Below are 11,932 nucleotides of genomic sequence, written 5' to 3' on the forward strand. Positions count from 1 at the left end.
AAAGGAGACAACCGTGTACCTCGCCTTCGATATCGGGAACGTGGATCTCGACCCCGTCCTCAAAGGCGTCGTCGCGACGCTGTTGTACTTCGTCGTCGGCATGGCCGTCCTGATCGTCGGCTTTTACATGGTCGACGCGCTGACCCCGGGCAAGCTGCGCCAGATGGTGTTCGTCGATCGCCGCCCCAACGCCGTCGTGGTCGCTTGCGCGATGTATGTCTCCCTCACCACGGTGATCGTCAGCTCCATCGTCAACAGCTACAGCCAGTTGGGTCAGGGACTGGTCGGTGTGGCGGTGTACGGCCTCATGGGTGTGATCCTGTTGGGAATCGCGCTGCTGACCCTGCATTTGGTGATCCCGGGCAGTTTCCACGAACACATCGACGAGCCCGAGCTGCATCCCGGGTCGTTCGCGGTGGCGCTGATGCTGTTGGCCGTCGGGGCAGTGACGGCCGCCGCGGTGTCATGACCGTCACGCAGGAAGCCGCACGCTCCGCCCAGCCGTCGATACGCTGGCGGGCCCTGCTGCTCGCCGCCGTCGCGGCCTGCGCGGCCTGTGGCATCATCTACGAACTGGCGCTGCTGACGCTGTCGGCCAGCCTCAACGGCGGCGGCATCGTGGCCACCTCGTTGATCGTCGCGGGCTACATCGCCGCCCTCGGCGTGGGCGCGCTGACCATCAAGCCGCTGCTGAGGCACGCGGGCATCGTCTTCGTCGCCGTCGAGGCGGCCCTGGGCATCATCGGCGGCCTGTCCGCCGCGGCGCTGTATGCGGTGTTCGCGTTCCTGGACGGCACAATCGGATCGACGTGGGTGCTGGCGCTGGGCACCGCGCTGATCGGCGGGTTGGTCGGCGCCGAGGTGCCGTTGCTGATGACGCTACTGCAGCAGGGCCGCGGTGGCCCCGCCAGGAACACAGCGACGGATACCGGCCGCACGCTGGCCAACCTCAACGCGGCCGACTACCTGGGAGCTTTGGTCGGCGGATTGGTCTGGCCGTTTGCCTTGCTGCCGCATCTCGGAATGATCCGCGGCGCCGCGGCCACCGGCGTGATCAACCTGGTCGCGGCGGCCATCGTGGCGATGTTCCTGCTGCGCCGGGTGATCTCCACCGCGCAGTTGGTGACGGCACTGTGTTCCCTCGCCGCGGCCCTCGGGCTGCTGGTCGTACTGCTGGTGCACGCGCACGACATCGAAACGACCAGCCGCCAAAGGCTTTACGCCGACCCGATTATCGCCTACCGGCACACCGCCTACCAGGAGATCGTGGTCACCCGTCGCGACAACGACACCCGGCTGTATCTGGACGGTGGATTACAGTTCTCCACCCGCGACGAATACCGGTACACCGAAAGCCTCGTCTATCCCGCACTCGGCAAGGGTGCCCGCTCGGTGCTGGTCCTGGGCGGTGGCGACGGCCTGGCAGCACGAGAACTACTGCGCCAGAACGGAATAGACAAGATCGTGCAGGTAGAGCTCGACCCCGCGGTGATCCAGATCGCGCGCACCACCCTGCACGACGCCAATGCCGGCGCGCTGGACAACCCGCGAGTTTCCGTGGTGATCGACGACGCGATGCGCTGGCTTCGGGCACCCCATCCTGATCTGAGCCCGCCCGCCGGTTTCGACGCCGTCATCGTCGACCTGCCCGACCCGGACACCCCTGTGCTGGGCCGGCTCTATTCGAGTGAGTTCTATGCCCTTGTCGCGCATGCGCTTTCGCCGAATGGCCTCGTTGTGGTCCAGGCGGGCAGCCCGTTCTCCACGCCGACCGCGTTCTGGCGCACGGTGTCGACGATGCGTGCGGCGGGGTACGCCGTCACGCCCTACCACGTGCATGTGCCGACGTTCGGCGACTGGGGCTTCGCGTTGGCAGCCCCCGCGCAGGCCGGAGCGGCCGCACCGGTACCCACCATGCCCGCCGACGCACCGCCGCTGCGCTACCTCAATCCGCAAGTGCTGCAGGCCGCGACGGTATTCTCCGACGACATCGCGCCGCGTCCGCTGGAACCGTCGACGCTGGACAACCCGCGCATCGTCGAAGACATGCGGCACGGATACGACTAATCAGTCCTCGTCGAGGGCGGCCATTACCTCGTCGGACAGATCGACGTTGGTCCAGACGTTCTGCACGTCGTCGCTGTCCTCCAGGGCGTCGACCAACTTGAACACCTTGCGGGCCCCGTCGACGTCGACCGGCACACTCACCGAGGGCTGGAAGCTGGCCTCGGCCGAGTCGTAGTCGATGCCGGCGTCCTGCAGTGCGGTGCGCACCGCGACCAGGTCGGTCGGCTCGGAGATGATCTCGAAGCTGTCGCCCAGGTCGTTGACGTCCTCGGCGCCCGCCTCCAGCACGGCCGTGAGCACATCGTCCTCGGACAGGCCGTTCTTCTCCAGCGTGACGACGCCCTTGCGGGTGAACAGGTACGACACCGAGCCCGGGTCGGCCATGGTGCCGCCGTTGCGGGTCACCGCCACCCGGACCTCGCCCGCCGCGCGGTTGCGGTTGTCGGTGAGGCATTCGATCAGCACGGCCACGCCGTTGGGCCCGTAGCCCTCGTACATGATCGTCTGGTAATCGGCGCCGCCGGCTTCCTCGCCGGCGCCCCGCTTGCGCGCCCGCTCGATGTTGTCGTTGGGCACCGAGGTCTTCTTCGCCTTCTGGATGGCGTCGTAGAGCGTCGGGTTGCCGGCCGGGTCACCGCCGCCGGTGCGGGCGGCGACCTCGATGTTCTTGATCAGCCGGGCGAACTCCTTGCCGCGGCGCGCGTCTTTGACGGCCTTCTGGTGCTTGGTGGTGGCCCACTTGGAATGGCCGCTCATCGGTGTCTTCTACCTCTTCTGTTACGTAAAGTTCGCCGACAAGTCTACGTGGACGGCCGGGACGGACTACCCGGCCTCTCCCCGGGGTTGAGTGTGAACGGACGCCGACCTGTATTCACACTGAGCGCCCTCGATGCACACTCGAGCGGACATGCCTGTTTCGGCGCGCGCGATTCGGGCGAACCTAACCGGGTGAATCAGCCCAAAGAGCCGCAGGACGCCAGACAGCCCACCGAAGAGCAGCGCCTGCAGCAGGAACAACTCGAGCATCAGCACGACGACCCGGACGCGCCGGGTTTGCAGCAGTCCGACGGCAACGTTGCGGACGAGAGCACGCGCTAGCTGCCGCCGCGCACGATATCGACGAACAGCTGGTGGATGCGCCGGTCCCCCGTCATCTCCGGATGAAACGCCGTCGCCAGCTTCTGCCCCTGCCGGACCGCGACGACGTGTCCGGCGGCCTTGGCCAGCACCTGCACGCCGTCTCCGATTCGTTCGACCCACGGCGCCCGGATGAACACCGCCCGCACCGGGCCGTCCAGACCCGCGAACTCGACATCGCCTTCGAACGAATCGACCTGACGTCCGAAAGCGTTGCGCCGCACCGTCATATCGATCGCGCGCAGCGGCAGTGCCTGGCGCCCGTTGACACCGGCATCGAGGATCTCACTGGCGAGCATGATCATGCCGGCGCACGCGCCGTAGGCCGGAAGCCCATCGGCCAGCCGCGCCCGCAACGGCTCGAGCAGGTCGAGGTCTGCCAGCAGGTGACTCATCGTGGTGGATTCACCGCCCGGGATGACCAGCCCGTCGATCGACTCGATCTCGTCACGCCGGCGCACGGGAAGTGAGTCGGCCCCGGCATCGCGCAGCGCCGCCAGATGTTCCCGAGTGTCGCCCTGCAGCGCCAAAACGCCGATCTTCGGGCGGCTCACGACTGGTGTCCGCGCTTGAAGCGGGTCAGCCCCTCCTGCATGACCGCGGCGACCATATCGCCGGACTGGGTGAAGATCTTGCCCTGGCACAGCGAGCGACCGCCGCTGGCCGACGGCGACGACTGGTCGTAGAGCAGCCACTCGTCGGCCCGGAATGCCCGCATGAACCACATCGCGTGGTCCAGCGATGCCACCTGCAGATGCTCGCGCACGTCGAGGTGGGTGACCTGCGCCGAACCCAGCAACGTGAGGTCGCTCATGTAGGCGAGCGCGCAGATGTGCAGCACCGGGTCGTCCGGCAGCGGATCACGGTGACGAAACCACACCTGCTGCTGAGATGCCTTGCCGGGCAACAACTCCAAGCGATCACGCGGCACGATGCAGACGTCCCACTCCTCGAACTGCTTGAATCCGGCATCGTCGAAGACCTTGATCGAGTCCAGCCCGGGCAGCCCGTCCGGCGGCGCCGCGAACGGCATCGCGTCCTGGTGGTGGATGCCTTCCTGATCGGTCTGGAAGGACGCCCCCATGCTGAAGATGATTTCCCCGTGCTGGATCGCGTTGACCCGCCGGGTGGCGAACGAGCCGCCATCGCGGGTGCGCTCGACGATGAAAACGGTGGGCGCTAACGCATCTCCGGGCCGCAGGAAGTAGCCGTGCAAGGAGTGCACCTGGTAGCGCGGCTCGACGGTGCGTACCGCCGAAACCAGTGACTGGCCGGCGACGTGTCCGCCGAAGGTGCGCTGCAGGAATCCGGACTCCGGGCTGAAGACGCTGCCGCGGTAGATGTTGACCTCGAGTTGCTCGAGATCGAGGATCTGTTCGATCGCCACAGCCGATTATTACCAGCCGCGCTCGGCCAGGCGATGCGGCGCTGCGATCTGCTCGACGTTGATGCCCACCATCGCCTCGCCCAGGCCGCGCGAAACCTTGGCCAGCACGTCGGGATCGTCGAAGAACGTGGTGGCCTTGACGATCGCGGCGGCGCGCTGTGCCGGATCGCCGGACTTGAAGATGCCCGAGCCGACGAACACGCCCTCGGCGCCGAGTTGCATCATCATCGCCGCGTCGGCCGGAGTCGCGATGCCGCCGGCGGTGAACAATGTGACCGGCAGCTTGCCGGCCCGCGCCACCTCGACGACGAGATCGTAGGGCGCTTGCAATTCCTTTGCGGCAACGAACAATTCGTCCTCGGACAGGGACGTCAGGCGGCGGATCTCGCCGCCGATGGCGCGCATGTGGGTGGTCGCGTTGGACACGTCCCCGGTGCCGGCCTCACCCTTGGACCGGATCATGGCCGCGCCCTCGCTGATCCGACGCAGCGCCTCACCCAGATTGGTCGCCCCGCACACGAAGGGCACGGTGAACTTCCACTTGTCGATGTGGTGGGTGTAGTCGGCGGGTGTGAGCACCTCGGATTCGTCGACGTAGTCCACGCCGAGACTCTGCAGAATCTGCGCCTCGACGAAATGCCCGATGCGCGCCTTGGCCATCACCGGGATTGTGACCGCGGAGATGATGCCCTCGATCATGTCCGGGTCGCTCATGCGTGAGACGCCGCCCTGCGCGCGGATGTCGGCGGGCACTCGCTCCAGCGCCATCACCGCGACGGCGCCGGCACCTTCCGCGATTCGGGCCTGCTCCGGGGTGACGACGTCCATGATGACGCCGCCCTTGAGCATCTCGGCCATGCCGCGCTTGACGCGCGCCGTTCCCGTCTGGTTGGCCTGGCTCGACTGTGCGCCGCTGTCCACTAGCCCCTTCTCTCCTCGAACCATCGCGGTTCCACTCTAGTGGTGAGTGACAACCGAGTTTTCCCGCCGTTTGTGCCACGGGTTCGACATATGTCCAACAGGTGGGTGCGGCGACCGTCACATTGTGCTAAATATTGCGACAGCTATTTGCGCAGGCCGTCACAGCTGGTGCGAATCAACGGGGCTGGACCCCTGGTCACACCGGCCATCGCGGTTGGCCGAGAAGAGGTCCCGGATGTTGCCGGATTTCGTGCTGTTGCCGCCGGAAATTAATTCCGCGCGCATCTATGCCGGACCGCGCTCGGGGACGATCTGGGCAGCGGCGGCGGCCTGGGACGCGTTGGCCGCTCAGCTGGCGTCGGCGGCCAGTTCCTTCCAGACCACCGTCTCGACGCTGACCGGCGGGGCGTGGCAGGGGCCGGCGTCGATGACGATGGCCACCGCGGCAGCCCCGTATGTGCAGTGGCTGACTGGCACGTCGGCCAAGGCGGAGTTGCTGGCCATCCAGGCCCGGCTGTCGGCCGGCGCCTTCGAAACGGCGTTCACCGCCACCGTGCCCCCCGAGGTCGTCGCGGCCAACCGCGCCCTGCTGATGACGCTGATCGCGACCAACATCCTGGGTCAGAACACCGCGGCGATCGCCGCGACCGAGGCCGAGTACACCGAATTCTGGGCCCAGGACGTTGCGGCCATGACCGGCTACGACGCCAGCACCACGGCCGCAGAGGCAGGCTGGACACCCTTCGCCGACCCGCCGTTGACCCTGACCAGCCTGCCCGCCCCGACTTTCACCTCATTCGCCGAGCAGCTGATCAACTCGGTGGTCAATTCGCTGGCGCAGCAGTTGATGAACCCGATGTCGCAGATGCAGATGCTCTCGACGCCCGCCCAGTTCGCGATGCAGCCCATGCAAATGGCCATGGGTCAGCTGATGTCCGGCGCCAATCCCCTGATGAGCGCGGCCGCCAGCGTCCCCGCGCTCGATCCGGTGCTGGCGTCCGCGGCCAGTCCAGCGGTGGGTGGAACCGGTGCGGCCCAGCTCACCGGCATGGTCTCCGCGAGCGCGGGCCGAGCCGCCACGATCGGGCCGCTGTCGGTGCCGGCCAACTGGGCCAATGCCGCGCCGGCGGCACCGCAGATCCCCGCGGCGGCCGGGGCGGCCGGGATGGCCGGCGCCCCGGTAACCCCGATATCGCCGAGCGCGGGCAGCACGCCGTCGCTGCCCTCGATGAACGTGCCCGGGCGATTGATGAGTGCCGTCCCCCCAGCGGTCGCCGCGGCCCGCAAAGCCCCCCGCCCGGTGCTGGACTAGTCAGGGACTCCCCCGATGTCCTTCGTGATCACCGACCCCGACGCGATGGCGACGGCGGCCGACGCGCTGCAGGGAATCGGCGCGGAGCTGGAGGCGACCAACGCCTCCGTAGCGGTCCCGACGACGGGAGTGCTTGCGCCGGGCACGGATTCGGTATCGGTGCGCACCGCCGCGTTCCTGGACGCGCAGGCCGCGCAGTATCAGGCCCTCAGCGCGCAGGCGGAGCTGTTCCACACCCAGTTCGTGCAGACCTTGATCACCGCGAAGAACGCCTACGCCGAAACCGAGATGGCCAACGCGGCCGCCACGCAGCCGGCGTCGCAACAGAAAATCGCGCTGATCATGGGCGGCACCGGGAACCCGACACCGGACCTGAACTACATGACGTCGATCGAGCAGACGTATCTGGCCCAGAACTACTCGGGGTACACCCTGGTGAGTTTGCAAACCCCGGAACAGTTCTGGCCGGTGACCGGCATCGGTGACACCACCTTCGGCAGGTCCGTCTACAGCGGTTTTGCGACCCTCAACAGTGCGATCCTGGCGCAAACCACCCAGGGCAATCAGGTTGTCGTCGTTGGCTATTCGCAGAGTGCCACGATCGCCAGCCTGGAAATGCGCTATCTGCAGGCACTTCCGACCGCGTTGCGCCCTGACTCAAACCTGCTGAACTTCGTGTTGCTGGCCGACCCGAACAATCCGATGGGCGGCGTTCTGACGCACTGGATTCCGGGCTTCGGTACCTTCAACTGGCCCACGCCGCTGACGACGTCCTACGCGACTTCGATTTTCACGCTGCAATACGACGCGGTCGCCGACTTCCCGGCGCACCCGTTGTGGCTGCCGTCGGACATCAACGCGCTGTTCGGCTTCCTGAATCTGCACGCCACGGTGCCCTACCTGCCCGCGGCACAGGTCGCCAACGCCATCCAAAGCCAGATCGGCAACCTGAGTTTCTACTTCATGCCGACCACGCAGTTGCCGCTGCTGGACCCGTTGCGGATGTTCGTTCCGATCCTCGGAAATCCGTTGGCGGACTTGCTCCAACCGTTCCTCAAGCCGATCGTCGACCTGGGCTACGCGCCCGGCTTCCTCCCGGCGCTCAACCCGCTCAGTGTCGCCGGCTACGTCAGCCAGGGCGCCACGGCCGGCATCTCGAACCCGTTGATCTCCGCCTTGCCGCCACTGGCCTCCAACGCTGTCGCGAGCGGGTTCTAGCTCAGCGGATCGACTGTAGCCGGGGCGATCGGCCCGGTGTATCGTTGTCTGCCAAGGTAATTGCCTCGGCAAGCAGTTCGGCCAACTGGCGCGGGTACACGGTCTGGCCCGCAGCCACCAGTTCGGCGATGTCATTGGCGTCGCACCAGCGGTGGCAATGGATGTAGCGGCGTTCCAGCTCGGTCCGGCCCGTGCACACCGGCTCGAAGCGCCGAGCGCGACGCACGAAGAAGAACTCCTCGCTGTCGATCAGTGTGCCGTTGAACTCGAAGACCTCGTCGCGCCGCCAGATCGGCCCGACCATCTCGGCCGCTTCCACCTGTAAACCGGTCTCTTCGGCCAACTCCCGCGCGGCCGCCTCGGCCAGCCGTTCGCCTGGGCGCACCTCGCCGCCCACCGTGAACCACCACCGCGGCGCCGATTCCTGGATCGCCGGATCCGAACCGCACAGCAACAGCACCGCGCCGGCCTCATCGAGTAACACCACCCGCGCCGAGGTCCGGTGTTTGGGCACCCCGTGCGGGGTCTGCGCCAGCGCGTGTGCTCGCTCGACGATCTCGAAATAGCTTGGCAGCGCGGCCGTTCCACCGAGCCGAAGGGCACGAACCGGGCCCCGCGCCCCCAGCGCCAAGGTGTCGCGGACGGCGTCGTTGTGGAAGCGGCGGGCCAGCAGCAGCCGGGCTTCGGCGTCGGCCAACTCGGCGATCAGACCGGCCGGCAGCGCCGCGGGATCGACCATCGCCAGTGCCGCCGACAATTCGTTTTCGGCGTTCTCCCGCGACTGCCGGGGCGCCCGCTCGGCGGCGTCGGCCAGCGCGGCCAGCCGCCGGCCTTCGAGGCTATTCGAGGAGCCGCCGTAAGCGTCGATCGCGACGGCACGCGCCACCACCGCGCGCCGCGCCAGCGCGCTGTCGAGGGCTTGCCAGGAAAGGTCATAGCGAATGTTCAGGCGGTTCAGCCGCTGCGCTGTCTGGATCGCCCAGACGCCGATCCCCGCGAGTACGGCGATCAGGACGACCAGCAGCGCGATGACGACGAGCGGCCAGGCCATCAGCCCGCCACCTGAACCTTGACGCCCGAGCCGGCGACCGTCTCGTACACGCGGATGATCTGGTCGGCCACCACCGACCAGTCGTAGCGGGAAACCACTTCGCACGCCGCGGCCACGTAACGCTCTCGCAGCGCGTCGCTTTCGAGCATCTCGATCAGCCCGTCGGCCAGTCCCGCGGCGTCGCCGACCGGCACCAGCCGTCCGGCGTCACCGTCGTGCAGCACGCGCCGGAAGGCATCCAGATCGCTGGCCACCACCGGCGTGCCCGCGGCCATCGCCTCCACCAGCACGATGCCGAAACTCTCGCCGCCGATGTTGGGCGCGCAATAGACGTCCGCACTGCGCATCGCCGACGCCTTTGCGCCGTCGTCGACCTGGCCAAGAAAGCGCATGTGCTTTGCCAAACCGCCTGCCTTGGTGCGCAATTCGTCCTCATCACCATGCCCGACGACCAGCACCTGCAGATCGCCGAAACATTCCACCACCCGCGGCAGCGCCTCGAGCAGCACCTCCATGCCCTTGCGCGGCTCGTCGAAACGGCCCAAGAACAACACCGTCTTGCCCGGCCGCGGATAGCCTTCCAGCAGCGGCGCCGAGGCAAGTGCGGCGACGTCGACCCCGTTCGGGATCTCCACCGCGTCGGAGCCGAGTGCCTCCATCTGCCAGCGCCGGGCCAGATCGGACACCGCGATGCGGCCGACGATCTTCTCGTGCCAGGGCCGCAGCACGCCCTGAAAGACCGACAGCGTCAGCGATTTCGTGGTCGAGGTGTGAAAGGTGGCCACGATCGGACCCTCGGCGATGCGCAGCGCCCACATCGACAGGCTGGGAGCATTCGGTTCGTGCAGATGCAGCACATCGAAGTCACCCTCGGCCAGCCAGCGCCGAACCCGGCCGTGGACCGCGGGACTGAATTGCAGCCGCGCCACCGACCCGTTGTAGGGAATCGGGATGGCCTTACCGGCCGAGACGACGTACTCGGGCAGTCTGACGTGTGGCGATGCGGGAGCCAGCACGCTGACGTAGTGGCCCCGCTCGCGCAGCACCTCGGCCAGCTGCAGCACATGCGATTGCACCCCACCCGGCACGTCGAACGAGTAGGGACAGACCATCCCGATTCGCATCAGGCTTCCTTCAGCCGGGCACGTCTGTCGTCGGAGAGATCGGCCAGCCACTGCGGCTGCAGCATGTGCCAATCCTCGGGGTGGGCGGCGATGTTTATCGTGAATCGATCGGCCAGCGCCTGGGTGATGGTGCGGACATCGCCGCTGGAACAGTCCAGCGGCGGAAATATCTCGACGGGCCAGGCGTCGGGCTCATTCCAGCAATGCGCCGGGCACAGCGCCGCCCCTGTTTCGATCGCGAGCTTGGCCGGCCCGGCCGGCATCCGGGTGGGCTCGCCGAAGAAGTCGACCTCGACGCCGGTGCGGGTGAGATCGCGCTCGGCCATCAGGCACACCACCCGGTTGGCCCGCAGCCGCTCGCACAGCACCTCGAAGGCCGGACGGTCGCCGCCGGACAGCGGCAGCACCTCGAAGCCAAGACTTTCCCGGTAGGCGATGAAACGCCGGTACAGCGACTCGGGTTTGAGTCGCTCCGCGACCGTGGTGAAGGTGCCGCGTGTCTGCGCCAGCCACAGCCCGGCCATGTCCCAGTTCCCGCTGTGCGGCAGCGCGAGCACCACACCACGACCAGCCGCCAGGGCCGCGTCGATATTGTCGGCTCCCACGAACGTCTCATCGACCCGGCGGGCCAGCGCGCGGTAGTCCATCGACGGCAGCCGGAATGCCTCGCGCCAGTAGCGCGCATAGGACTCCAGCGACGCCCGCATCAGGCTGTCCGGTACCTGGGCCGGCGGCACGCCGATGACCCGGGCCAGGTTCCTGCGCAGCTGGTCGGGGCCGCCGTTGCGGGCGGCGTAACGCGCTCCGGTGTCGAATATGTTGCGCGCGGCGAACTCTGGGACCGCGCGCACCGCCATCCAGCCGGTGGCGTACGCCCAGTCGCTCGCCGTCCTGGTGAACGCCTCGCGCGGCGCGGTGAGTGCTTTCAAGCCGGACGGAGTCGAGATCACGGCGCGCTCGTCTCGCCGCTTGGCTGCGCGGGCGGCAGGGGTTCGGACGCGCCCGGCGAGGTCCGCACCGCGTGCAGGCGCTGCACGCAGGTGACCACGCTGGCCGCCGCCAGCACCCACATCGCCACCGGCAGCGCCGGCGGCCAGGCGACGAACGGAAAGTCCGACACACCCGCGCCGACCAGCACGATGATCAGCCGTTCCGGTCGTTCGATGATCCCGCCGTCGCCGCGCAGTCCGCTGGCTTCGGCCCGGGCCTTGATGTAGGAGATCACCTGCGAGGTGACCAGGCAGATCAACGTCGCCGCCGCCAGCGGTTTGTCATGCAACCCGAAGACGATCCACCACAGCAGCCCGCTGAACACCGCGCCGTCGCTGACGCGGTCGCACGACGCGTCCAGCACCGCGCCGAAGCGGGTGCCGCCGCCGCGCTCGCGGGCCATCGCACCGTCGGCCATGTCGAAAAGCACGGCGAACCAGACCACGCAGGCGCCGGCGAACAGCTTGCCCATCGGGAACAACGTCAGCGCCCCCGCCACGGCAACGACGGTGCCCAGGATCGTGACGGCGTCCGGCGTCAGGCCCACCCGCAGCAGCGCCCTGGCCGTCGGGGTGGTGAGCCGGGCGAACGCGGCCCGGGACAGGAAGGGCGCCTTACTCATAGCGCCACTCTCCCCCGCAAGCGGGAGGTGCCCCCACCTCATCGCTACGTCCCCCTCGCCGCTTCGCGGCTGGGGGTGCCCCCACTGCATCGTCGTCGGCGCG

General features: G+C 67.9%; 13 protein-coding genes. 5 read left to right on the forward strand and 8 right to left on the reverse strand.

Annotated features, from left to right (window positions below; all coding sequences use genetic code 11):
* Nucleotides 1–13 precede the first annotated feature (13 nt).
* Nucleotides 14–469: a DUF350 domain-containing protein gene (locus tag AC5Y5O_RS23715; protein WP_096286582.1), complete on the forward strand. Its 456-nt coding sequence runs from the start codon at nt 14–16 to the stop codon at nt 467–469.
* On the forward strand, nt 466–2,067 hold the full coding sequence (locus AC5Y5O_RS23720; RefSeq protein WP_096286580.1) for a polyamine aminopropyltransferase: 1,602 nt from the start codon (nt 466–468) through the stop codon (nt 2,065–2,067). The genes AC5Y5O_RS23715 and AC5Y5O_RS23720 overlap by 4 nt, the downstream gene beginning before the upstream one ends.
* Here AC5Y5O_RS23720 and AC5Y5O_RS23725 read toward each other — a convergent pair whose 3' ends face one another.
* Entirely contained in the window at nt 2,068–2,823 is a 756-nt protein-coding gene (locus AC5Y5O_RS23725; protein ID WP_500027707.1) for a YebC/PmpR family DNA-binding transcriptional regulator, read from the reverse strand.
* A gap of 192 nt (nt 2,824–3,015) precedes the next feature.
* Between AC5Y5O_RS23725 and AC5Y5O_RS23730 the strand changes: the two genes are divergently transcribed.
* On the forward strand, nt 3,016–3,165 hold the full coding sequence (locus AC5Y5O_RS23730) for a hypothetical protein (protein ID WP_165796350.1): 150 nt from the start codon (nt 3,016–3,018) through the stop codon (nt 3,163–3,165).
* On the opposite strand, the gene pdxT is transcribed toward AC5Y5O_RS23730, so the two are convergent.
* From pdxT to pdxS, 3 genes are read right to left on the reverse strand one after another with little or no spacing between them, the layout of a single operon-like run.
* Nucleotides 3,162–3,758, reverse strand: coding sequence for a pyridoxal 5'-phosphate synthase glutaminase subunit PdxT (gene pdxT, locus AC5Y5O_RS23735; protein WP_096286576.1), 597 nt, complete (start codon nt 3,756–3,758; stop codon nt 3,162–3,164). The two genes, AC5Y5O_RS23730 and pdxT, sit on opposite strands and share 4 nt — an antisense overlap.
* Nucleotides 3,755–4,591, reverse strand: a complete 837-nt coding sequence (tesB, locus tag AC5Y5O_RS23740; protein WP_096286574.1) for an acyl-CoA thioesterase II — start codon at nt 4,589–4,591, stop codon at nt 3,755–3,757. The genes pdxT and tesB overlap by 4 nt, the downstream gene beginning before the upstream one ends.
* A gap of 9 nt (nt 4,592–4,600) precedes the next feature.
* A complete protein-coding gene (gene pdxS, locus AC5Y5O_RS23745; RefSeq protein WP_165796349.1) occupies nt 4,601–5,536 on the reverse strand; it encodes a pyridoxal 5'-phosphate synthase lyase subunit PdxS in 936 nt (311 codons plus the stop codon).
* A 211-nt stretch (nt 5,537–5,747) separates the two neighbouring features.
* Between pdxS and AC5Y5O_RS23750 the strand changes: the two genes are divergently transcribed.
* Nucleotides 5,748–6,824: a PPE family protein gene (locus AC5Y5O_RS23750; protein WP_500027710.1), complete on the forward strand. Its 1,077-nt coding sequence runs from the start codon at nt 5,748–5,750 to the stop codon at nt 6,822–6,824.
* Nucleotides 6,825–6,839: 15 nt separating this feature from the next.
* Complete coding sequence (locus tag AC5Y5O_RS23755) at nt 6,840–8,042, forward strand: PE-PPE domain-containing protein (protein ID WP_096286568.1); 1,203 nt, start codon at nt 6,840–6,842, stop codon at nt 8,040–8,042.
* Between the two features lies 1 nt (nt 8,043).
* On the opposite strand, the gene AC5Y5O_RS23760 is transcribed toward AC5Y5O_RS23755, so the two are convergent.
* From AC5Y5O_RS23760 to pgsA, 4 genes are read right to left on the reverse strand one after another with little or no spacing between them, the layout of a single operon-like run.
* On the reverse strand, nt 8,044–9,093 hold the full coding sequence (locus tag AC5Y5O_RS23760) for an NUDIX hydrolase (RefSeq protein WP_096286566.1): 1,050 nt from the start codon (nt 9,091–9,093) through the stop codon (nt 8,044–8,046).
* Nucleotides 9,093–10,217, reverse strand: coding sequence for a glycosyltransferase family 4 protein (locus AC5Y5O_RS23765; protein WP_500027714.1), 1,125 nt, complete (start codon nt 10,215–10,217; stop codon nt 9,093–9,095). Before AC5Y5O_RS23765 ends, AC5Y5O_RS23760 begins: the two co-directional genes overlap by 1 nt.
* Nucleotides 10,217–11,167, reverse strand: coding sequence for a phosphatidylinositol mannoside acyltransferase (locus AC5Y5O_RS23770; RefSeq protein ID WP_500027716.1), 951 nt, complete (start codon nt 11,165–11,167; stop codon nt 10,217–10,219). The genes AC5Y5O_RS23765 and AC5Y5O_RS23770 overlap by 1 nt, the downstream gene beginning before the upstream one ends.
* Nucleotides 11,164–11,829, reverse strand: a complete 666-nt coding sequence (gene pgsA / locus AC5Y5O_RS23775) for a phosphatidylinositol phosphate synthase (RefSeq protein WP_096286560.1) — start codon at nt 11,827–11,829, stop codon at nt 11,164–11,166. The genes AC5Y5O_RS23770 and pgsA overlap by 4 nt, the downstream gene beginning before the upstream one ends.
* Between the last annotated feature and the right edge of the window lie 103 nt (nt 11,830–11,932).

The sequence above is a fragment of the Mycobacterium sp. NGS40 genome, from assembly GCF_059812735.1.

What these genes read in the sequence shown, in the direction of transcription:
- pdxS (WP_165796349.1), bottom strand. Translation starts at nt 5,536, where the DNA reads ATGGTTCGAGGAGAGAAGGGGCTAGTGGACAGCGGCGCACAGTCGAGC.
- AC5Y5O_RS23765 (WP_500027714.1), bottom strand. Translation starts at nt 10,217, where the DNA reads ATGCGAATCGGGATGGTCTGTCCCTACTCGTTCGACGTGCCGGGTGGG.
- AC5Y5O_RS23760 (WP_096286566.1), bottom strand. Translation starts at nt 9,093, where the DNA reads ATGGCCTGGCCGCTCGTCGTCATCGCGCTGCTGGTCGTCCTGATCGCC.
- AC5Y5O_RS23720 (WP_096286580.1), top strand. Translation starts at nt 466, where the DNA reads ATGACCGTCACGCAGGAAGCCGCACGCTCCGCCCAGCCGTCGATACGC.
- AC5Y5O_RS23755 (WP_096286568.1), top strand. Translation starts at nt 6,840, where the DNA reads ATGTCCTTCGTGATCACCGACCCCGACGCGATGGCGACGGCGGCCGAC.
- pgsA (WP_096286560.1), bottom strand. Translation starts at nt 11,829, where the DNA reads ATGAGTAAGGCGCCCTTCCTGTCCCGGGCCGCGTTCGCCCGGCTCACC.
- AC5Y5O_RS23750 (WP_500027710.1), top strand. Translation starts at nt 5,748, where the DNA reads ATGTTGCCGGATTTCGTGCTGTTGCCGCCGGAAATTAATTCCGCGCGC.
- AC5Y5O_RS23725 (WP_500027707.1), bottom strand. Translation starts at nt 2,823, where the DNA reads ATGAGCGGCCATTCCAAGTGGGCCACCACCAAGCACCAGAAGGCCGTC.